The sequence below is a fragment of the Candidatus Borkfalkia ceftriaxoniphila genome (genome assembly GCF_004134775.1).
GTDB classification, from domain to species: domain Bacteria; phylum Bacillota; class Clostridia; order Christensenellales; family Borkfalkiaceae; genus Borkfalkia; species Borkfalkia ceftriaxoniphila.
Genome location: NZ_SDOZ01000002.1, coordinates 32,680 through 54,263, shown reverse-complemented (window position 1 = coordinate 54,263; position 21,584 = coordinate 32,680). Strand labels below are relative to the sequence as shown.

At 51.3% G+C, this 21,584-nt stretch carries 15 protein-coding genes, 2 other RNA genes and 1 pseudogene; 14 read left to right on the top strand and 4 right to left on the bottom strand.

Translation table 11 applies throughout. The features are described from left to right. The 6 genes from ESZ91_RS00450 (at position 1) to ESZ91_RS00425 (ending at position 9,214) form a co-directional block, all read left to right on the top strand. A complete protein-coding gene (locus ESZ91_RS00450; RefSeq protein ID WP_129223020.1) occupies positions 1–2,157 on the top strand; it encodes a ComEC/Rec2 family competence protein in 2,157 nt (718 codons plus the stop codon). Next, on the top strand, positions 2,157–3,143 hold the full coding sequence (holA, locus tag ESZ91_RS00445) for a DNA polymerase III subunit delta (protein ID WP_236082719.1): 987 nt from the start codon (positions 2,157–2,159) through the stop codon (positions 3,141–3,143). Before ESZ91_RS00450 ends, holA begins: the two co-directional genes overlap by 1 nt. Positions 3,144–3,239: 96 nt before the next feature. Then, positions 3,240–4,064, top strand: coding sequence for a diadenylate cyclase (locus ESZ91_RS00440; RefSeq protein WP_129223016.1), 825 nt, complete (start codon positions 3,240–3,242; stop codon positions 4,062–4,064). 127 nt (positions 4,065–4,191) lie between these two features. Next, the gene (locus ESZ91_RS00435) at positions 4,192–5,391 is read left to right on the top strand and encodes a DUF1015 domain-containing protein (protein ID WP_129223014.1); all 1,200 of its coding nucleotides are present in this window, start codon (positions 4,192–4,194) and stop codon (positions 5,389–5,391) included. 2 nt (positions 5,392–5,393) lie between these two features. Beyond that, positions 5,394–6,740, top strand: a complete 1,347-nt coding sequence (locus tag ESZ91_RS00430; RefSeq protein WP_129223012.1) for an aspartate kinase — start codon at positions 5,394–5,396, stop codon at positions 6,738–6,740. An 8-nt stretch (positions 6,741–6,748) separates the two neighbouring features. Continuing rightward, positions 6,749–9,214: an LTA synthase family protein gene (locus ESZ91_RS00425; RefSeq protein WP_161970977.1), complete on the top strand. Its 2,466-nt coding sequence runs from the start codon at positions 6,749–6,751 to the stop codon at positions 9,212–9,214. Positions 9,215–9,259: 45 nt separating this feature from the next. Here ESZ91_RS00425 and ffs read toward each other — a convergent pair. Further along, positions 9,260–9,523, bottom strand: an RNA gene (gene ffs, locus ESZ91_RS00420) — signal recognition particle sRNA large type. A gap of 166 nt (positions 9,524–9,689) precedes the next feature. On the opposite strand from ffs, the gene ESZ91_RS00415 reads away from it, so the two are divergent. The 5 genes and pseudogenes from ESZ91_RS00415 to ESZ91_RS00395 all read left to right on the top strand — a co-directional run. Next, the gene (locus tag ESZ91_RS00415) at positions 9,690–11,528 is read left to right on the top strand and encodes an ABC transporter ATP-binding protein (RefSeq protein WP_129223008.1); all 1,839 of its coding nucleotides are present in this window, start codon (positions 9,690–9,692) and stop codon (positions 11,526–11,528) included. Between the two features lie 2 nt (positions 11,529–11,530). After that, a complete protein-coding gene (locus ESZ91_RS00410) occupies positions 11,531–13,306 on the top strand; it encodes an ABC transporter ATP-binding protein (RefSeq protein WP_129223006.1) in 1,776 nt (591 codons plus the stop codon). Beyond that, positions 13,306–13,560, top strand: a complete 255-nt coding sequence (locus ESZ91_RS00405) for a tautomerase family protein (protein ID WP_268878045.1) — start codon at positions 13,306–13,308, stop codon at positions 13,558–13,560. The genes ESZ91_RS00410 and ESZ91_RS00405 overlap by 1 nt, the downstream gene beginning before the upstream one ends. Before the next feature lie 10 nt (positions 13,561–13,570). Next, on the top strand, positions 13,571–14,395 hold the full coding sequence (locus ESZ91_RS00400) for an Mrp/NBP35 family ATP-binding protein (protein ID WP_129223002.1): 825 nt from the start codon (positions 13,571–13,573) through the stop codon (positions 14,393–14,395). After that, a pseudogene (locus ESZ91_RS00395) lies at positions 14,392–14,556 on the top strand (pyridoxamine 5'-phosphate oxidase family protein); the annotation flags it as partial. The gene ESZ91_RS00400 and the pseudogene ESZ91_RS00395, both read left to right, overlap by 4 nt. A gap of 41 nt (positions 14,557–14,597) precedes the next feature. Here the strand turns inward: ESZ91_RS00395 and ESZ91_RS00390 are convergent. Further along, positions 14,598–15,380 (bottom strand): YegP family protein, encoded by a 783-nt coding sequence (locus ESZ91_RS00390; protein WP_129223000.1) that lies wholly within the window; start codon positions 15,378–15,380, stop codon positions 14,598–14,600. Between the two features lie 141 nt (positions 15,381–15,521). On the opposite strand from ESZ91_RS00390, the gene ESZ91_RS00385 reads away from it, so the two are divergent. Further along, positions 15,522–16,751 carry a BaiN/RdsA family NAD(P)/FAD-dependent oxidoreductase gene (locus ESZ91_RS00385; RefSeq protein WP_129222998.1) on the top strand — a complete coding sequence of 410 codons (1,230 nt, stop codon included), beginning with the start codon at positions 15,522–15,524 and terminating at the stop codon, positions 16,749–16,751. Then, complete coding sequence (locus ESZ91_RS00380; protein WP_129222996.1) at positions 16,736–18,277, top strand: NAD(P)/FAD-dependent oxidoreductase; 1,542 nt, start codon at positions 16,736–16,738, stop codon at positions 18,275–18,277. The genes ESZ91_RS00385 and ESZ91_RS00380 overlap by 16 nt, the downstream gene beginning before the upstream one ends. Before the next feature lie 143 nt (positions 18,278–18,420). Here the strand turns inward: ESZ91_RS00380 and pyk are convergent, their stop codons facing one another. Further along, entirely contained in the window at positions 18,421–19,830 is a 1,410-nt protein-coding gene (pyk, locus tag ESZ91_RS00375) for a pyruvate kinase (RefSeq protein WP_129222994.1), read from the bottom strand. A gap of 160 nt (positions 19,831–19,990) precedes the next feature. Here pyk and rnpB point away from each other — a divergent pair. Beyond that, positions 19,991–20,330, top strand: an RNA gene (rnpB, locus tag ESZ91_RS00370) — RNase P RNA component class A. 48 nt (positions 20,331–20,378) lie between these two features. Here rnpB and ESZ91_RS00365 read toward each other — a convergent pair. After that, positions 20,379–21,560: a tRNA(Met) cytidine acetate ligase gene (locus ESZ91_RS00365; protein ID WP_129222992.1), complete on the bottom strand. Its 1,182-nt coding sequence runs from the start codon at positions 21,558–21,560 to the stop codon at positions 20,379–20,381. Positions 21,561–21,584: the final 24 nt, after the last annotated feature.

The following is a 21,584-nucleotide window of genomic DNA, read 5'->3' as shown; positions in this document are numbered from 1 at the left end:
ATGAACGATACGAAAGAAGAACGAAAGGGATGGCTCAAAGGACGGGGCAAATTATTCAATTTTCGTCCCGTCCTCGCAATATCCTCGGGTTTCGGCTTGGGGATATTTTTGTGCTATGCTTTTTCTCTGCACGCCCTTTGGATCGGCTTGCTCCTTGCGGTCGGCGGCGGAGGCGCAATTTGTCTGTTCCTTCGTAAAAAGGAGAAGAGCGCCTTGCCCGCGCTCCTGTTCGCCGCATTTTTACTGCTCATGTTTTGTCTGGGCGCGCTGTCCTTTTCCGCGCGCCTTTCTTCTTACAATGCGGACAACGCGGCGGAGGGGACTTATACGGTTTCCGCAACGGTCAAGGATATCGCGGGCAAAAACAGCCTGTATCTGACCGACGCGATGCTCACCGACGGGGACAGCGTCAGGGCGCTGGGCGGGAATATCCGCGTTTACGTGAATTCGTTGCCCGACGAAATAGGGATCGGAACGAAAGTTTCGTTCGAGTGCGAGTTAAAACCGTACGATTCTTCCGCGTACGGGCGTTTTAACGTGACGCCGATTTTGGAAAATACGAAATATATGGCGAGCGTTTCGGGCGACAAAATCATGGTACGCGGCGAGAAAAAGTTCGATTTGTTTTATGCAGCGCGCGAACGTCTGCGGAACGTCCTTTTCGGAACCATGAGAGAGGAAGAGGCTGCCGTTTGCTACGCGATGCTGACGGGCGACGGCAGCGCCGTCGAAAACGGGCTTTTGCAAAATTTCCGATACGGCGGGGTGGCGCATATTTTCGCCGTGTCGGGATTGCATATCGGAGTCATCTATGCGATTTTGTCTTTTCTGTTGAAACGTATTCGCATGCCCAAACTTTTGCGGTGCGCGTTGATATTCGCGCCTCTATTGTTCTACGTCGGCGTCTGCCGTTTTTCGCCTTCTTCGGTACGCGCGCTCGTCATGTGCACGGTACTCATGTTCTCTAATGCGGCGGGATTGAAATACGACGCGCTCAATTCGGTTTCGCTGGCGGCGCTCGCCGTGCTGATCATCAATCCCGTATATCTTTTCGGCGTCGGCTTTTTGCTTTCCATAGCCGCCGCGGGAGGGATCATTGTGCTCGGCGGCACTTTTACCCGCGCGTTTCAAAAAATCAGGTGTCCTCGAAAACTTGCCTCATCCGCGGGCATATGCCTGGCCGCGCAGATATCGACCTTTCCGCTTTTACTCGATTGTTTCGGGTACGTGTCCGCGCTCAGTCTGGTCACGAATCTACTGTTTATACCGGTCATCAGCGCCATATACGCGTTTCTCTTCGCCTTTTCGCTGCTTGCGTGCGTCATTCCCGCCGCCGCAGGAGCGCTCTTATATATCCCCGAACTCCTCGTGAGCGTCGCCGTCTTTCCCTTATCGGCGCTCGATATGAAAATTCTTCTCATCAGCGGCTTTTCGTTCGGCGGGTATATCGCGTTATGGTACTTCGTTCTGGCGGTCATGTCCGATAAGATCAATTTGCGCGCCGCACCGAAAGCGGCCGTCTGTCTGCTTTTGTCCGCCGTATTGATATGCGGTGTCGCTGCGGGAAACGGTGCGTTTGAAACGGGGAACGCGGTCTTTCTCAGCGGCGATTACAATGCAAGTTTTGTCTATATCCGTTCCGACGGCGATTATCTCGTCTGCTTCGGAAAGCCTTCCGCAGCGTCCGCGCAGTCTTTTTCCCTTCGCTATCGCCTCAAAGGGGCGGACGGGCTCATCGTGCTCGGCAGCGAAAAGGAAATCAACGCCGCCGTTCCCGTCATGCAGGCGGAAATCCCCGCAAAAACTTTGTACGCCGCGGAACGCGGCGATTATCAGCAAAGTTTTCATTCACTCGAAGTAAAAAATCCGCAGGGCGAGTTTTATCTGGGAACGGCGCGTATGCGTTTTATCGACGAAAACACGCTCTTTGCGGAAGTCGGCGGCGCGCGATATCTTTTTGCCGGTAAGAACGCGGCGGCCGTATCGGGCGAATACGACGTGGCGGTTTCCGCAAAGGAAGACGGGCTGGACGGCGTTCGCGCGAAGGAAAAGATTTGTTTTGAAAGTGCTTCCGACAAAATCAGCGTCAGGCACACGGGAGACTTGCAAATCCGCGCGAAAGATGGTATAATTTTTGTGAAAAGGCGAGGTGTTTGATGAAGTTCGTAATGTTCAAAAAAAGTCTGGAAGAGGGCGTTTCGCCCATTTATCTTTTCGACGGAGAAGAAGAATATTTTAAAGAGCGGGGCGAAGATATGCTCAAAGAGCGCTATCTGAGCGAACCTTCGCTCAATTACACCTCGTTCAACGGAGAAAATCTCAAAGGGAGCGAGATGATATCGCTCGTTCGCGGGGCGGAAAGTTTTCCCTTTTTAAGCGAAAAGCGTCTGGTCAAAGCCGTCGATTTTTACCCAACGGAAAAAGAATACGAATCGTATTTAAAGAGTTATTTCGAAAACCCGCAGGAAAGCACCATTCTTTTGATCATGAATTCCCGCGCGCCAAAAGGGAAAGTCATGGATCTCAAAAAGATCAAAACCGTGACGCACGTAGACTGCTCCAAAGCGGACGACGAAACGGTAATGCGGTGGATCTTTACGCAATTCAAGAGGGCGGGTATTTCGGTCGATGCCGAATGCTGCGAACGCATCGCGCGCTATTGCCTTTCGGATATGTCGCGCGTGGCGGGCGAAACGGAAAAACTCAAAGCGTATGCCTTGCAGGGCGGCGTGATCACTGCGCAGGTCGTAGACGACGTCGTGTATCGCGACACGGATTACAAAATGTACGAACTGACGGGCGCCATCGCGCGCAAAAATTACACGGCCTATTTGTCCGTCATGAACGAACTCATATCCAAGGGCGTGGACGAGATGAATATTTTGAACGGCGTCTGCAATTATTTCCGTACGCTGTTCGAGATCGTCGCCATGGGGCGCAGCGACGCGGACACCGCCAATCTGTTGGGGCAGAAAGAATATTTCGTGAAAAAACAGCGCCAGCAGGCAATGATGATGAGCAAACAGCGCGTCAAAGATTGTTATTTGAACGTGTTTAATGCCATTAACGACGTGAAAAACGGTAAAATTTCTCAAACAGGCGCGCTTCTTTGCGTCAATGCGGCGATTTTTTTCGGCGCATGACAGAAATTGCGCGGCAAGTTGTGCAATTTGCTTTCTTTTTTTCACAAATTCATGTAAAATAGATATGTGTAAAACCAGGTTTACGGAGACAGGGCGATGCAGGAATTTTTGCAAAAAATAACCGCGGTATTCGCGGATTTCAATATCGTCGACGCGTTGGAGATCTTTTTGTTCGCGTTGGTGTTTTATTACGTTTTCAGGATCTTGAAGATGAGCAACGTACGCCACGTCATCGCCATCATTTCGATTTTGGTGTTGGCGACGGGCACCGTATTTCTCTTTTCGGAAAACATTAACAATCAGATTTATTTCATCGTGCCTCTCGTTCTGGTGGGGTGGATCTTAATGACTTTTAACGTGGAAGTCAAGCGCGATATCCTAAGCATGAATACGTTCGTCAATTATACGGAACTTGCCAAGCATCAGACGACCGCTTCGAAGGACGAGGTGGAGCGCTATATCGGTGATATCATCAAGGCGTTGCAGAATATGTCCAAAGACAACATCGGCGCGCTGATCATTTTATCCAACGATAATCTGCCCAGGCAGGTGTTGGATAGCGGCGTCACGCTGGACGCCAATATTTCCACGCAACTCATCGAGGGGATATTTTTCCCCAAAGCACCTCTGCATGACGGCGCCATGGTCATCAACAATTATAAAGTACAGGCGGCAGGCTGCTTTTTGCCGCTGACGCAGAACGTCAACATTCCCAAAGAACTGGGCACGCGCCACCGCGCGGGGATCGGCATTACCGAAACTTCCAACGTGATCGCGCTTATCGTGTCCGAGGAAACGGGGATCATCACCATAGCCCAGCGCGGAAAAATTTCGCGCTATGCAGATTACGATCTGCTCAGGAAAACGCTCAACGATTATTACTGGAAAGATCTGAGCGCGGACGGGAGGAAAAAATTATGAGAGAAAAGAGTTTTTGGAGAAAGATCGCCGGAATTTTTATTGATAACGTGCCAATCAAATTGCTTGCGATCGCGCTCGCTGTCTTTGTGTTCATCGTGATCAATTTCTGACGGAGTATCGGATTCAAATGTACGAAAGCTGTATTAAAATACCCGAAATCTTATTGCCTGATGTGGAAGACATGACCGCGTGGGCGGTCATCGCCTGCGACCAGCATACCTCGGATGAAAAATATTGGGAAGAACTGGACGCTTCGATCGGCGAAAAGCCATCGTCGCTCCGTCTGATCCTACCCGAACTGTATCTGGAAAGCGACTGTGATAAAAGATGCGCGGCAGTCTTTGCCTCCATGCGGAAATACCGTGCGGAGAACGTGTTCAAAAAATTGCCCGCGGGCTTTGTGCTCGTGGAGCGCTCTACATATTTTTCGCCGACGAGGTTCGGCATCGTTCTCGCGCTCGATCTCGAACGCTATTCCTATGAGAAGGGGAACACCGCGGCGATCCGCGCCTCCGAGGCGACGATCGTCGAACGCATACCGCCCCGCCTGAAGATACGCGAGGACGCGCTTTACGAGTTGCCGCATATAATGGTACTGTACAACGACCCCGAAGATATCGTCCTGAAAGATTTGAAAGCGCAGCGTAAAGATCTCCCTTTGCTGTACGATTTCGATTTGAATATGAAAGGCGGTCACGCGAAGGGATATTTCGTGCAGGACAGCGAAAGAGTTGCGCAAAAACTCGATTCGCTCTGCAATGAGGACGGGCTGTTGTTCGTCGTGGGCGACGGCAACCATTCGCTCGCCACGGCTAAGGCACATTGGGATAAGATCAAACAGGATCTGTCGCCGAAGGAGCGTGCCGATCATCCCGCGCGCTTCGCGCTCTGCGAGGCGGTCAACGTCTACGACGAGGGCATCCGTTTCGAGTCCATCAACCGTATCGTCAAGGGGGTAGACGCGGAAAAGTTCGTTAAGGGTATCCGATTTACGGGCGGACAGGACGGCGCATTGTATATCAAAGGGAAAAGACAGGCCCTCAAGGTCGATGACGACATCGCCCGCGCCGTGGCGGAAACGGACGCCTATATCGATGCGTATATCAAGGCGAACGGCGGAAAAGCAGATTACATTCACGGGGAGGACGCCGTGCGCGAATTGACGGAGAAAAACGTCGGTTACGTCGGCATCGTTCTGCCGAAAATGGATAAAGGGGCGCTGTTTACGCAAGTCGTAAAGTACGGCAATTTGCCCCGCAAAACGTTTTCCATGGGGGAGAGCGCTGAAAAGAGGTACTATATAGAAGCCAAGGAGATTACGAAATAATCATGAGTTTAACAGTTTGCAAATTCGGCGGCACCTCACTCGCGGACGGCAACAATATACGCCGCGTCACAGAGATCGTGAACGGCGACCCTTCGCGCAGATTCGTCGTCGTTTCGGCGCCCGGAAAGCGGTTTTCCGACGATATCAAAATTACCGATCTGTTATACGCCTGTTATAAAGAGAGCGTGGAAAAGGGCGATTGTTCGGAAACGTTCGCCAAAATCAAAAAGCGTTTTCACGCCATTGTCGAAGAACTCGGTCTGGATATGGACATCGAGGCGATCCTGCGGGAAACGGAACGGGAGATCGACCGACGCAAGAGCGTGGATTTCACCGCATCCCGCGGAGAATATCTCAACGCGCGCATCGTAGCGGCGGCGCTCGGCGTTCCCTTTATCGACGCGCAGGACGTCGTGTTTTTCGATCGGAAAGGCCGTTTCGACGAAAAGAGATCCTATCCGCTGATCAGCCGCGCGCTGACGAAAGCGGGACGCGCGGTCGTTCCCGGATTCTACGGTACCGACGCGGAGGGGAATATCAAGACTTTTTCCCGCGGCGGCAGCGATATCAGCGGTTCCATCGTCGCGGCGGCGATGAAAGCCGACCTTTACGAAAACTGGACGGACGTGAGCGGTTTTCTGGCGTGCGATCCCCGCATCGTCGAGCATCCCGTCAAGATCGAACGCATATCCTATAAAGAATTGAGGGAACTCTCGTACATGGGCGCGAACGTTCTGCACGCGGAGGCGATTTTTCCCGTGCGGAAACTGGATATTCCCATTCAGATCAAAAACACCTTCCGCCCGCAGGACGAGGGAACGCTCATTCTTCCATCGAAAAAATATGTGGCGAGCGGCAACATCGTGACGGGCGTTGCGGGGAAAAAGGGTTTTACCGTCATTTTTCTCGAAAAATCTCTGATGAACGGCGAGGTGGGCTTTGCCCGCAAGGTGCTCTCCATTCTGGAAGAGGACAACATCTGTTTCGAACATATGCCGTCGGGTATCGATACGCTTTCGCTCGTGATCGAGAGCAGTTTTTTGAAAGAAGGCGTGCTCGATAAACTCGTGGAGCAGATCAAAGAAGCGGTTTCTCCCAGTTACGTGCGCGTGCTGCACAACGTGGCGCTGGTGGCGACGGTGGGGCACGGCATGGCGTACAGCGTGGGAACTTCCGCCAGGCTGTTCGGCGCGCTTTCCCGCGCAAATATCAACGTGAAGATGATCGATCAGGGTTCCAGCGAGATCAATATCATCGTCGGCATCGACAATGCCGATTACGAAAAATGTCTGAAAGCGATTTACGGCGAATTTTTCGGCGGCAACCGCTCGGAGAATACTATTTACTGAACAGGTGTATGTTGAAAGATTTGCTTATCAAAAAGTCACTGTATATCGGCAGTTATATTGTGGCGGCGCTGATCATCGAATTTATTACGTTCAACGTGATCGGCCTCGCCGTTTTCCCGACGTATTTTTGGCTCGATCTGGCGATTCTTCTCTTTATCGGCGCGGTCATTTTCATCGTGCCCAGTTTTGTCGCGCAATCGATACTGATCTGTCTTATGCTCTTGATACAGGTCGTGTTGGCGGTCGTGAACGAGGCTCTTTACAGTATGAGCAATATGGTGTTCAGTCTGACCATGCTCAATCTCGTGAAGGAAGTGGGCGGCGTTTTCAATAACGACTTCGTCAATTACTTTCTCGGCGCGGGGCTGCTGCTGATCGTGGCGGCGGAAGGCTTTCTTTTGTGGCGTATGCGTAAGATCGGCGCAAAGCATTCTTTCAAATGGCAGGCGGTCGTTCTTCTTTTGAGCGTATTTTGCCTTACGTCTGGCTTTTCGTCCGTGCTGTATTTTGTTTCGCTCGATTCCTTTATCACGACCGAGGCGTCGGACAACCTGTATATTTATAAGGACGATACATATCTTTTCGACACCCAGTTTATCGGGACGAAAGCGTATAAAAAATTCGGCACGTTCGGGTTCTACTATAAAAATATCGGGAATTTCGTCAGCGGCGACGGTAAAAAGAGCGCCGAACAACAGGACGAAGAGACGGCTTTAAAAGCGCTGGACGATTATCTTGCGGAGGGGCGTTTCAATTCCGATCTGGACGCGCTCGATCTGACGCCGTACGGCGGCAACGGGGCGCTGCGCACGGGAACGTTGAACGGTCAGAACGTCGTGCTCGTCGTGATCGAATCTGGCGAATGGTACGCGATCAACGGCGAATATACGCCCACTCTGTACGCGCTCGCCACGCAAGGCGTTTCGATGACGCAGTATTATGCGCGCGATAAGACCAATCATTCCGAGGCGATGTCGATTCTGGGCAGTTATCCCGCGCTCATCGAAAATACGATCACTTCCTCCGTCAGCAATCCGCAGGGGCTGATCGGACATTCTTTTGATTTTTCCCTTCCCAATATTTTGCAGGAAGGCGGTTATACGACCAATTATTTTCACGCGAACGACGGCGATTATTACGGCAGGAACGAAACGTTTGCCGATCTGTACGGATTCGACTACGCGCATTTTTTGGATACCATGGAAAGGTTGAAGGGCTATTACGACAAGAAAGAGTTCATCGATCTGGACAGGGACAGCGAAGTCCTTTCCCAGTACATAGACGATTTTTCCAAAAAAGACGCGGGCGATGAAAACTATTTTTCCATGATGATGACGCTCATCAGCCACGGCAGTTATAACGATCTGATCCAGTACGGCGATTACACCACGGTACTTTCGGAAAAAGAAAAAGAGGACTTTTCGAAAAATTGCTCGGTCAAGGGACAAGAACGCTATTACGAGCGCATCGATGATTTCCCGCATACGTACGTGAACGAGGCGCATCGTCTCAACGTTTCCAAAACCAACGAAAAGGGAAAACTGACGGACGCGTACCTGCGCTATAAGCGATATCAGGCGGGCGTCATGGATCTTGACGTAGGCGTCAACCGCCTTATTCATCAACTGGAGGCGAAAGGGGAACTCGACGATACGGCGTTCGTATTCTATGCCGATCACAACTGCTATTACAATCAACAGAACTATCTGCTCAAAGATATCCCGACTACCGAATACTGGAATACGGAATTATATAATATTCCGTTCTTTATCTGGTCCGGGAATTGCATGGATCTGAATATCGGATCTGACTTGTACAAGGGGCTTACATATACGAATACGGACGAAAACGTGCATTCTTCCTATACAGGCGATTATTATTATGACATAGATCATCGCTGTGCGGGGGAAAATCTCGGCGGCATACAAATTTCTAAGTACTGCAATTCATTCGATATTCTTCCCACGCTGCTCGATCTTTTGGGCTACGATTTCAATTTGAACTTATATCAGGGCGTGAGCGTTTTCAAAGACGCCGAATCGGTATTTATCAGCCGCGAGTCGGGAATGTTCGATGCAAATATCTATTCGGACGGCGACAGCGTTTTTGTGAAGGCGCTGCCGAGAGCCTCCGAAACAGACCCGCTTTACTCGTTCGACGGGCAGATCTGTTTCAACGGTGACGCCGTATCGATACGGCTCGACGGCGAAGCCGTCGAGATGGACGCTTCCGGACTGGAAAAATATTTGTTTACAGACAGCGCGGGCGATTATATCGTGTACGATTTGGACGCGATTTTGAGCACTGCCCCCGAGGATGCCGACGCGGTAGATATGAGAGATTGTTTATCCGACGGTGTGAACGAGTTTTTACGCCGCACGAGCGAATATTATAAAAAACAGGAATTTTTGGAAATGATCTATAAATACGATTATTTCCGTACCCGTTCCGCAGAAGAACTGATTTTCAAATAAAAAGAAAGCCCGACGAAACATCGTCGGGCTTTTTCCGCAAAAAAACTGTGCAACCGCCTTTGAAATAACGCGCCGAAGCGTTAAAACCGCAGGTAACTCCTTCAAAGCTACCTTATGGCACACGAACAAATCCGCTTAGTGCTGCTATATCCCTATCCTGACACGGTTCACGGCGGTCCGTTGCATAAGACCTTGAAATCAACATCCCTTACGGAGCGCGGCCTTCCACGCGCTAATCCGGGGGCGGTATTCGGTTCTGCTGTAGCGGATTGCAGATACAGGGCACCGCTGACTCCCCACCTAGCACAGCGTAATCATTTTACCTTAAATCGCGGGATTTGGCAACTGATTTCGCCCGATTTGCATAAAAAAATAAAGGGCAAAATTATTTTCCGACTTTCTTCGCAAAACAGTTGACAAATAAATTTTTTCCTATAAAATAATACGAAAATATTATGTTTTTACAGGAAAAAATATGGGCGCATTTCGTTACGGGTTGCGGTATTGGAAAAAGCACGTTCCCGCGTCTTTGTTCGTCAAATTTTTAGGCGGCGTTGCGATCGTGATCGACTCTTTTTTCCCGCTCTTGTTTGCTCTGTTCGTGGATTACATCATCAATTACAATCCCGACGCCGTAAACAATGCGGGGGTTTTTAATTTTTTAATAAACGGTGATTTCGGGGCCCCTGAAACCTGGCAGTTATTTTTCAATATCGCGCTCTTTGTGGTTATTTTCGTAGTCGCAAGGCTTGCCATTCTCTATTTGAAAAACACGCTGTTCCAGTACAGGGGCTTAAAATTTGAATCGGAACTGCGCGACATCAGTTATAAAAAACTCGTTGATCTGGACAGCGCGACGATCACGCAGTACAACACGGGCGAACTTTTGACAACGCTCAATTCCGACGTCATCATCTATAAGGAAATGTACTCCCGCTACACGGTGGCGTTGAGCGACAGCATACTCGTACTGATCATAACGAGTATATTTTTGTGGCTGCAAAATCCTTATTTTCTGATCATTCCCGCAGTCATCGCGCCGCTTCTTGTGGTGGCGCTCGTTCGCTATATGCGAGCGGCGCGCCGCATTTCCGAAGATATCCGCAAGCGGAACGGCGAACTCAACTTGACCGTGCAGGAAAATATCGGCGGCGTCCGCCTGGTGCGCGCCTTTGCCAACGAGGACGTGGAGGAGAGCAAGTTCGACGCGCGCAACAACGGCATCAAAGACGCTTATATCGCGCAGGTAGATACTTCCTCCAAATACAATATGCTCTTCAATATTATCCGCCAGGTCGCCTACATTTCGGCAATCGCGCTCGGCGTCGTCCTGGCTTTTCAGGGACGGATATCTATCGGCGCCATGACCGCCTGTTCGACTTTCGTCGTCAAGATCATGGACCATATCACCGCGCTCAACAATAACCTGTACCAATTTCAGTACGGGCTGGTATCGGGCGGGCGCATCATGGAATTTCTCGAAAAGGAGAGCCGCGTCGCCGAACCCGACCCTGCGGAAAGCCTGCGTGAAAAGCCGAATATCGAATTCGAGAACGTCACCATTACCGCGGACGGAAAATCTCTGCTGAAAAATATCAACCTCAGCATTCCCTACGGAAAGAAAGTCGGTATCATGGGCGGAACGGGCAGCGGGAAGAGCGTGCTCTTAAAATCGCTCGTACGCATCTACGAACCCACGCAGGGGCGCATCAGTATCAACGGCAAGGATATCCGCAAATATCATTTAGACGATTTACGAAACGAATTTGCCTACGTGTTTCAGGACGTATTTCTCTTTTCCAATACCGTTGACGCAAACATCGCTTTTTATTCGCCTGAAACGGGAAAATCCAATATTTTAAAAGTCGCCCAACTCGCGCAGGCGGATAAGTTCATCAAGGGACTGCCGCAGGGTTATTCGACCATTGTCGGCGAAAAGGGCCTTGGGCTTTCGGGCGGACAGAAACAGCGCGTGTCCATCGCGCGCGCCCTGTTGAAAGACGCGCCCGTGCTCGTTCTGGACGATGCGTCCAGCGCGCTGGACGTTCTCACCGAGCGCAAGGTAATGAGCGGGATCAAAGAAAAGAGTCCCGACAAGACCGTGATCATCGCCGCGCACCGCGTGACTTCGGTCGCGGACTGCGACGAGATCCTGTATTTGCAGGACGGAGAGATCATCGAGCGCGGAACCTTTGAAGAGATGATGGCGCTGAACGGCAGATTTGCCGCGATCTATAAAATGCAGACGACCGAGGGCGATATCGATAACCTCGTGGCGGTGACGCAGTCCGAATCGGACAAAGAGGCGATATAATTATGGCACAGCGCAATACGTATTTTCAGGACGAAGAGGTCAAAGAGGAAAAAATTGACGTAAAAAATCTTCGGCGCCTTATCGGTTACGTCCTTCCGCACAAAAAACTGTTTATTTTGGTTTTATTGCTCATGCTGATAACGGTGGCGTCGTCGCTTGTATCGCCGCTGCTTTTGAAGTATCTGATCAATTTCGTCATTCCCGAATCCAGTTATAAAAAGTTTTTCTGGGTGCTCAGCGGCTTTGTCGTCGCGGGGCTCGTGGAAATATTTATCACTTTCTATCAGCAGCGCTCCATGGGACGCATGGGGCACGGCGTCATCGCGGAGATACGCAAGGATATCTTCTATAAATTGCAGACGCTGCCGTTCGATTATTTTGATAACCGCCCTGCGGGAAAAATTTCCGTGCGCGTGACCGATTACATTACCGAACTAGCCGATTTTTTCACCAACTACCTGATGAATTTTATACTCAATATCATCAAAATCATCGTGGTGACGGTGTTCATGCTCGTGCAGAGCCCGTTCTTGACGCTCGTCGTCTATTCGGCGATCGTGCCGCTCACGGTAGGGATCATGCTCGTCCGCAAAGTGATCCGAAAACTTTTCCGCAAGAGCCGCGCGCAGTCGTCCAACCGCACCGCCTACATCGTCGAATCGATCATGGGCGAAAAGATCATCAAAAATTACAACCGCAGTCTTTACAACGAACAGGTTTACCACGATATCCAGCAGGATGCGTGCAATACCTGGTTCAAGATCGTCCGTATCAACGAATTGAATACGCCCATCGTGGAAATTTTCTGGTACTACGGCTCGATCATGCTGTACGGAGTTTCCTTCTTTTTGATGAGCCGCGGCATGTGGGGCGTCGATACGGGCACGGCGGTCGCTTTTGTCAGTTATATGGGCCTGTTTTCTACGCCGCTCACGCAACTTTCCGCCATTATTCAGAATCTCGCGCAGGTTTCCGCAAACCTCGAACGTATTTTCGAAACGATCGACACGCCGTCCGCCATCAACGACGAGGGCAACGAGATCGAGTTGAAAAACATCGCGGGCAAGATAGACTTCGACGATGTCACTTTCGGTTACGAAGAGGGCATCAATATTCTGGAACACTTCGATCTGCACGTGGAACCGGGGCAGAGCATCGCGCTCGTCGGACCTACCGGCGCGGGCAAGACGACCGTCATCAACCTTCTGACGCGCTTTTACGACGTCAGGGAAGGGGCCGTGCGCATCGACGGCGTGGACGTGCGCAGCGTCAAACTGAAATCTCTCCGCCGCGAGGTCGGCGTGCTCATGCAGGATCCCTTTATCTTTAAGGGAACGGTCATGGAAAACATCCGATACGGCAGGCCCGACGCGACCGACGAGGAGTGTATCGCCGCCGCCAAACAGATATTTGCCGACAGTTGCATCGAGCGTTTGCCCAACGGCTATTTCGAAGAACTCGCCGAAAGAGGCGAGGGGCTGTCGGCGGGCGAAAAACAACTCATCAGTTTTGCGAGGATCGTCGTGAAAAATCCCTCCGTCGTCGTTCTGGACGAGGCGACGAGTTCTATTTCTTCGGATATGGAGATACTCATTCAGCGCGCATTGGAGGCGCTGTTGAAGGGGCGCACCAGTTTTATCGTCGCTCACAGGCTTTCCACCATACGCAATTCCGACCGTATTTTGTATATTTCCAATAAGGGGATCGCCGAATCGGGCACGCACGAGGAATTGATGGCGAAAAAGGGATTGTATTACGCGCTGAATAAAAAAACTTAATCGAAAGGAGAAAAAAGATGCCGCATATCGGAATCAAAATGCTCAAAGGGCGTACGCCCGAGCAAAAAGAAAAACTTTCCGCCGCGCTCGTAAAGACGCTCGTCGAACAATTGGGCTGTTCCGAGTCGCACGTGAGTTGCACGATCGAAGATTTCACCGCGCAGGAATGGCAGGAAATCTTTGAGCAGGAAGTCACGGAGAAATCTGGAAAACTCTATAAAAAACCTGAGTACAACCCCAAAGATTTGTTATAAGGAGAAAAGAATGTCAGAAGAATGTACGCACGAGTGCGGCAGTTGTTCGGAAAACTGTTCCGAACGCGATATGCATAAAAAGCCGCATGAATTGAGCAATATCAAAAGGGTGATCGGCGTAGTCAGCGGCAAGGGCGGCGTGGGTAAATCGCTCACGACGGCTCTGTTGGCTGTTACCGCGCAGCGGAACGGGCTGCGCACCGCCGTTATGGACGCGGATATCACGGGGCCTTCCATTCCGAAAATGTTCGGCATATCGGAAAAAGCGTCGGGTACGGAAATGGGCATTTTGCCCGTGATCAGCAAGACGGGCGTGGAGATCATGTCCATGAACGTACTATTGGACAACGACTGCGATCCCGTCATCTGGCGCGGCCCAGTTATCGCGGGGACCGTCCTGCAATTCTGGACGGACGTCATCTGGAACGACGTGGACTATATGTTCGTGGATATGCCCCCGGGAACGGGCGACGTGCCGCTGTCGGTCTATCAGTCTTTGCCTCTCGACGGTATCGTGGTCGTCACGACCCCGCAGGAACTCGTTTCGATGATCGTGAAAAAGGCGGTGAATATGGCGGAAAAGATGAACATTCCCGTTTTGGGCATTGTCGAAAACATGAGTTACGTCAAATGCCCCGACTGCGGAAAGGTCATCGAGATTTTCGGGAAGAGCCGCGCGGACGCGCTTGCGAAAGAATTAGGCGTCGAAAACGTCGCTAAGATCCCTTTCGACAACGCGCTCACGACGTGCAGCGACAGGGGGCTTATCGAACTGTTCGAAGGCGATTATTTTCAGTCGTTTTTCGAAAAACTGGAAAAGAGCGTCGGCGAATAAAAGTCTTGGAAACCCACGAGGCGAAAGAGCGCTTATGGCATTCGGGCGATGAAACGTACTATCCCGAAGGGGGGCGCGACGCAGATTACTGCGTGCTGAAATTCACTGCCGAAACGGGACGGTATTACAGCAACTTCCATTCGGAAAACTTCGATATATAAAAAAAGACCGCCGAAATTTTCGGCGGTCTTTTTTACTTTTATTACTCTTCTTCTTCCACAACGATGACTGCCGTCATCGCAAAGCGCTTGACCGAATCAATGGCGTTTTCGCAACTCGATTTGCTCTGGTATTGTTCGCCCGTGCTCAAAAGGTGGCCCGAACCGTTCAAAAGACGGAAATAAAATTCGCCTTTTTTGTTCTGCGCAATGGTGAAATTATCCTTTTCAATGTTCGATTTGTAGGTTTTAATGCCGTTTTTTGCGCCCTGCACCGATTTATAATCGACGCTGGAAAGCAGTTTTTCGCCGTTGGATGCGCGCAGTTCGAAACTGTAAGAGGGCGTACCGTCGTCGTTCTGTCCGCTGACGGAAACGACCCATTTCCCCGAATAAATTTTTGCGAGAGCCTCTTTGCTCTGTGTCTTTCTCGGCTTTTTCGGTGCTTGTTTTTTCTCTTCCGTTACCTGTACTTTCTCGGGCTGTTCTTCCGCGGCGATTTCTTTCTTCTCGGGCTCCGGTTCGGTTTCCGCGGGCGCTTGGACGGCGGGTTCGGGAACGGGCGTTTCCGCCGTTTCTTCTTCTTTTTCGTTCAGCTCCACGGGCATTTCTTCATAGGGGATCACCTGCTGCGGTTCTTCGTCCGCGGGTTCGGAAGTTTCTTCGACTGCGGTATCCGGCTGTTCAGCGTCATTTTTCTTTTTGCCGCTCTTTTTGCAGGCGGCTACGATCGCCCAGATGATGACAGCCACGAGTACGACGACCACGACGAGCAAAATGATGCCGAGGATGGGGTTGTTCTTGAAATATTCTATGATTTTATCCACAGTTTTCACTCCCTTTCGTTATTTTTCTAATATAATGGTAATACAAATTCGGTACAAAGTCAAGTATTTATAAATTTTTCAAATGTGATTGACATTGTTTTTTAAATAATATACAATAAAACAGAAAAAAATAGGTGTTTTATGAAATTTTATGATACTGTGATTCTCGGGGGCGGCGCATCGGGCATGATGTGCGCGCTCCGTCTTGCCGAGCGCGTCTGCAAAAAAATCCTGATCCTCGAACGCAACGACCGACTGGGTAAAAAACTTTCGGCGACAGGCAACGGGCAGGGAAACGTGACCAACGCCGCGATGGGCGCCGAGCATTACTTTACCACGGAACAAGAAAAATTACAAAAGATCATAGAGGCGTTCGACGAACGCGCGCTGCAAGAGTATCTCGTCCGTCTGGGCGGTTTATTTTTTGCGGATGAGGAAGGGCGGGTTTATCCCTTGTCGCGGCAAGCTTCTTCGGTCACTGATCTTTTGCGCATGCAGATCGCGCGCAGCGAAGAAATTTCCGTAGCGTTGTCGGAAAAAGCGATCGGCGCAGAAAGGAACGGAAAGGAATTTTTCGTCCGTACGGAATCGGATACCTATCGCTGTGCGCATCTCGTGCTCGCTGCGGGCGGAAAAGCCGCAAGACATTTCGGTACCGACGGGAACGCCTACGCGTTGGCGAAAGCGTTCGGACATTCGATCGCGCCGCTCTCGCCCGCGCTCGTTCAGATGAAAACGCCGCAGGACCTGATCCGCGGCATGAAGGGCATACGGACCGATTGCGAAGTATCCCTGTATCATAAACAGAAATTGCGTAAAAGCGTGCGCGGCGACGTGATATTTACCGATTACGGCGTCAGCGGCAATGCGATCTTCAAGTTATCGTCCTATTTGTCGGGCGAAAACGATTTGCTGCAAATCAATTTTCTGCCCGAAATCGACGAACGCGCGCTCACGGAAACGCTCGAACGGAAAATCGCCGAATATCCCGATCAGCCCGCAGAATACTTATTATGCGCGATCGTAAACAATTCTATCGCCCGCAGCCTATTGAAATCGTGCGGAATCGGCGGCAATGCGCCCTGCGGAAAAGGCGCGGTGCCCGCACTTGTCGCATCGATTCGTGAGTTTCCGCTCGCCGTGACGGGCACGCTGGGGTTCGACTATGCGCAGGTGACGCGCGGCGGCGTGCCGACGGAAGAAACGGACGAACGCCTGATGAGCAGACTTTGTCCCGAATTGTATTTTACGGGAGAAATTCTCAACGTAGACGGCGAATGCGGCGGTTATAATCTGCAATGGGCGTTTTCCTCGGCGGAATGCGTCGCGGCTGCCATCGCGGAAAGGGGCTTTTCATGCGGGAACAAATAAAATTGAAATTGGGCGAATCGGAAACGCTCCTTCGTCCGCGCGTCGAGAAAAAATGCAAATGCAAGTGCGCGTATCTCAAAATTTTGAAAAAATCATTGGACGCGCGCGACAAAAATAATATTTTTTGGCTATATACGGTCGAAGCGTACGCCTCGAAGCCCGAAATCCGACCGCAGCCGCTTTCAAAAGTCAAACATCCGCCAAAATATGCGCTCGTCGCGGGCACGGGACCCGCAGGGCTGTTCTGCGCGGTGCGTCTTGTCGAACGCGGCATTCTCCCGATCGTATTGGAACGGGGCGGCACGGTGGACGAACGTGCGGCGCAGAACGAAAACTTTTTTAAAAATAAGATGCTCGACGAGAATTGCAACGTGCAGTTCGGGGAAGGGGGCGCGGGCACGTTTTCCGACGGGAAACTCAATACGCAGACGAACAGTCCGCTCAACAAAGAAGTGCTGGAAACGTTCGTGCGTTTCGGCGCGCCCGAGGAGATCCTGTATCTCAATAAACCGCATATCGGCAGCGACCGTCTGCGCGGCGTGGTCAAAAATATGCGCGCGTATCTGTTGGAAAACGGCGGGAAAGTGCTGTTTCATACGCTCCTGACCGACGTGGTATCCGATTCCGAAAACAACCGCATCAAAGCCGTGAAATGCCGCGATCTGAAAAACGGGGATGTTTTCGAACTTCCCGCGGAAGTTCTGGTGCTCGCAATCGGACACAGCAGCCGCGATACTTTTTCGATGCTCAAAGAAAGGGGCGTCAAAATGGAACCGCGCCAATTCGCCGTAGGGATGAGGATCGAACATTTGCAGGAAAAGATCGGGTTTTCGCAGTACGGCGAAAACTACAAAAAACTTCCCGCCGCCGATTATAAACTGGTCAGTCATGCGGGCGCGCGCACGGCGTTCACGTTTTGTATGTGTCCGGGCGGCTACGTCATGCCCGCGTCATCCGAAAAGGGCGGCGTCGTCACCAACGGCATGAGCGATTACGCGCGCGACGGTCAAAATGCGAACAGCGCGCTTTTGGTGCAGATCGATTTCTGCGATTACGACAGGGGAGACGTGCTCGACGGCGTGCGTTTTCAGCGGGAACTCGAACAAAGAGCTTTTCGTCTGGGAGGAGAAACGTACGCCGCGCCCGTGCAGCGGCTGGCGGATTTCATAGCGGGAAAAAAGAGCCGCGGCGCGGGAGAAGTCTTGCCTACGTATGCCGCAGGCGTGACCTATACCGACCTGAACGCGCTTTTTCCGCAATATGTGAACGAATCGCTGAAAGCGGCGGTTTGTGATATGGATAAAAGGCTGCGCGGCTTTGCCGACGGCGACGCGCTTTTGACGGGCGCGGAAACGCGATTTTCTTCCCCCGTACGGATCTTGCGCAGCGAAAATCTGGAAAGCGTGTCTTTGGAAGGCGTTTTTCCCTGCGGGGAAGGCAGCGGATATTCGGGCGGGATTACGAGTTCCGCCGCCGACGGGCTGCGCGTCGCGGAAAAGATCGCGGAAAAATATAACGAACATTGATTTTTTTTGAACGTGTCATATTTTTTTCATAAAATAATCATATTGACGGGTTATAATACAGCCATACAAAACAGATTACACAAAACTTTTTTCATATTCTCTCACTATAGTATAAGCGCCCGCGAAAGCGGGCGCTTATACTTTTATATCTGTTCGATGTTGATGACGTTGGAATTTCCGGGCTTGCCGTTGGGATTGCCGCCCGTAATCACGATACGGTCTCCCTTTTTCACGAGTCCCGTCGCGACCGCCGCGCGTTTCGCGTGGTAGAAAAGCACGTCCATGGAAGTGAACTCTTCGCTCATGACGGGGATCACGCCCCAGGATAGGGCGAGTTTTCTGTATGAAAGGGGTTCGACGGTCATGCCGATGATATCCATTTTCGGACGGAAACGGGATACGAGCCTTGCGGTGCCGCCCGTCCTCGAACAGACGACGATGGCTTTCGCGCCGATATCTTCCGCCAATACGCACGCGGAATGAGAGAGCGCGTCGCTCGGATCGGGCGAGATCAGGCAGCGGCGGTCGCCGTACTTGTTATTGAGGTGCGATTCGGTTTCCAAGGCGATCCTCGCCATCGCTTCCACAGCCTGCACGGGATATCGTCCCGCGGCGGTCTCGCCCGAAAGCATGATGGCGCTCGTTCCGTCGTAGACCGCGTTTGCAACGTCGCTGATCTCCGCACGGGTGGGACGGGACTGGTTGATCATGGATTCCAGCATTTCAGTGGCGGTGATACAGCGCTTGCCGCTTAAGCGGCATTTATCGATCAGATGTTTCTGAATGGCGGGCAACTCCTCAAAGGGGATCTCCACGCCCATGTCGCCGCGGCCGATCATGATGCCGTTGCTGACTTCCAAAATTTCGTCGATGTTGTTCACGCCCGCGCGGCTCTCGATCTTTGCGATCAGATCGATATCGGGATTGCCGTTCGCTTTTAAAAGATTGCGTATATCTATGATGTCCTGTGCTTTGGATACGAAAGAACAGGCGATAAAATCGATCTCCTGTTCAATGCCGAACAAGATATCCGATTTGTCCGCTTCGCTCAGATAGGTCATCGTCAGAAGTTTGTCGGGGAAAAACATACTCTTTTTATTGGAAAGCACGCCGCCGATCTCGACGACGGTCCTGACTTCGGTTTTGGTGACTTCGGTCACTTTAAAGACCATCAACCCGTTGTTCAATAAAATGGTGTCGCCCTTGGCAAGGTCGTTGACGATGCCTTTATAGGAGACGGAAACGCGCGTCTGGTCGCCCTCGATCTCTTCTGTGGTAAAGGAAAAGGCGTCGCCCTCTTTCAAAGTGATTTTTCCGTCTTTGAAAGTTTTGATGCGAAGTTCCGGTCCTTTCGTATCCAGCATGATGGGCAGGGGGATATGCAGTTTTTCGCGCACTTTTTTGATCAGATCGATATTTTTTTTGTGCTCGGCGTAATCCCCGTGCGAGAAATTCAGTCTTGCAACGTTCATGCCTGCAAGCGCCATTTTCGTCAGTGTTTCTTCATTCTGGCAGGCGGGACCCATCGTGCATACGATCTTCGTTTTTTTCATAGATTTTTACCATCTCCAAAAATTAAAAATTTTTCCTTATACATTGTATTACAAAACGCTTGAAAATTCAACTGTTTTGGCGGTCCCGCCGTAAAATGCCGCAGCCCCCGTTTGCTTGACAAACACGATAAAAAGAGTTATAATGATCCGACAATCGATTCGAGTAAACTATACGGTCGCGTGACGGAAACGCCATGAGGAAAGTCCGAGCACCAGAGAGCAGAACGCCGGATAACGTCCGGTGAAGGCGACTTCAAGGAAAGTGCAACAGAAACAGACCGCAGAGCAATCTGCAAGGATGGAAAGGGGAGGTAAGAGCTCACCGACGGCGCAGTAATGCGCCGTGCCGTGCAAACCCCGTTCGGTGCAAGATTGGGCATATGTCGCATGGGCTGCTCGCCCGATATATGCTGTGAATATCGCTCGAACGCATCGGCGACGATGCGTCTAGATAGATGACCGTACCAGACAGAACTCGGCTTACAGGTTTATCTCGGATTTATTGTGCCAACCGAAAAAGGCGCGACTTTTGTCGCGCCTTTTTTACTTTAAACCAAACGCATCGCGTTGTCGTTGAACTTCTTTCCCGTCGCCAACTGATAGACTTCGTTCGCCTGAAAATCCTTTTCGATGAGCGCCTGCGCCGTTTTGGAAAGTTCCGCAAGGTCGGAGCGCCTCGCGATCAGCGGGAACTGAGATTTTTTTAAAGCCGCCAGGATATCCGCCGCCTTTTCCCGATTGACGGCAAGTATTTTTAGATACAATTTGTTTTTCAGGCTCTGGCGGATGAGTTCTTCGGTAATATTCAAAACCGATGCGGCGAAGATACGGCGGATCCGAGAGGAGATGTAGCGCTTGGTCGTGATCTTTTCGATGAGCGCGCCGTAGTCGGGGTTATCCTTGGCGAGTGCCTGAATGCGGTTTTCCAGCCCTTCCGTACAGTCGGCGATCTTTTTCAGTTCGGAGGCTGGCTTGCTCATCACCGAATAGACTGCGATCTTTTCGTACAGCGCGGGCGAGGTAAAATTTTTCACGTCGCGGAACACGTATTCGGGCACGTTGCGTCGGATAAAGCGATACTTTTTATCTTCCGCCGCTTTGCGGATCGCCGCCGCCGAGGAATAATCCGCGTACTGCTTTGTATCGGTATAACCCGCGCCCACGCGCGGAATGGGTAAGATCTGCGCGCCGCATTCAAATTGAAAGAGCGCTTTTTGGTATTCGATCCCAAGAATATTGTTGGGGGAATTTAAAAGATCCATGTCCACTTCGGGCGGCGAAATCTGTTCAAGCGCCTCCGCGCGCGCCCGCACGGGGCTGAGGCCTGTTTTCAGTTTCTCTTTGACGGCGGCTTTCAATTCGCGGCTCTCCTCGGATAGCGCTCTGGCGGTCGCGGCAAAACTTTGCGCCGTGCCGCTCTCCGCGCCGAATGCAAGCGCGGTAAAATCGGGGATGGAAGATAAGAGTTTCACGCCGCCTTTGGCAAAGAGTTCCGCGGGCGATACGGCGAATGCCGCGGGAAGTTCTATGACCGCGTCGGCGCCGCCCCGCACGGCGTATTCCGCGCGGGAAAATTTATCCGAAACGGCAGGTTCGCCGCGCTGGGTAAAGTTCCCGCTCATCACGCAGACCAAAAAATCGCACCCGCTTTGCTCCCGCGCGCGGTCGAGCATATATTTGTGTCCGTTGTGGAAAGGATTATATTCGCATATTACGCCGCAAATCTTCATTTTTAACCCGAAAACCTTTACTTT

Excerpts from the sequence above, each read along its gene's own strand:
- ESZ91_RS00450 (WP_129223020.1), top strand. The coding sequence starts at position 1 with ATGAACGATACGAAAGAAGAACGAAAGGGATGGCTCAAAGGACGGGGC.
- holA (WP_236082719.1), top strand. The coding sequence starts at position 2,157 with ATGAAGTTCGTAATGTTCAAAAAAAGTCTGGAAGAGGGCGTTTCGCCC.
- ESZ91_RS00440 (WP_129223016.1), top strand. The coding sequence starts at position 3,240 with ATGCAGGAATTTTTGCAAAAAATAACCGCGGTATTCGCGGATTTCAAT.
- ESZ91_RS00435 (WP_129223014.1), top strand. The coding sequence starts at position 4,192 with ATGTACGAAAGCTGTATTAAAATACCCGAAATCTTATTGCCTGATGTG.
- ESZ91_RS00430 (WP_129223012.1), top strand. The coding sequence starts at position 5,394 with ATGAGTTTAACAGTTTGCAAATTCGGCGGCACCTCACTCGCGGACGGC.
- ESZ91_RS00425 (WP_161970977.1), top strand. The coding sequence starts at position 6,749 with ATGTTGAAAGATTTGCTTATCAAAAAGTCACTGTATATCGGCAGTTAT.
- ESZ91_RS00415 (WP_129223008.1), top strand. The coding sequence starts at position 9,690 with ATGGGCGCATTTCGTTACGGGTTGCGGTATTGGAAAAAGCACGTTCCC.
- ESZ91_RS00410 (WP_129223006.1), top strand. The coding sequence starts at position 11,531 with ATGGCACAGCGCAATACGTATTTTCAGGACGAAGAGGTCAAAGAGGAA.
- ESZ91_RS00400 (WP_129223002.1), top strand. The coding sequence starts at position 13,571 with ATGTCAGAAGAATGTACGCACGAGTGCGGCAGTTGTTCGGAAAACTGT.
- ESZ91_RS00385 (WP_129222998.1), top strand. The coding sequence starts at position 15,522 with ATGAAATTTTATGATACTGTGATTCTCGGGGGCGGCGCATCGGGCATG.
- ESZ91_RS00380 (WP_129222996.1), top strand. The coding sequence starts at position 16,736 with ATGCGGGAACAAATAAAATTGAAATTGGGCGAATCGGAAACGCTCCTT.
- pyk (WP_129222994.1), bottom strand. The coding sequence starts at position 19,830 with ATGAAAAAAACGAAGATCGTATGCACGATGGGTCCCGCCTGCCAGAAT.
- ESZ91_RS00365 (WP_129222992.1), bottom strand. The coding sequence starts at position 21,560 with ATGAAGATTTGCGGCGTAATATGCGAATATAATCCTTTCCACAACGGA.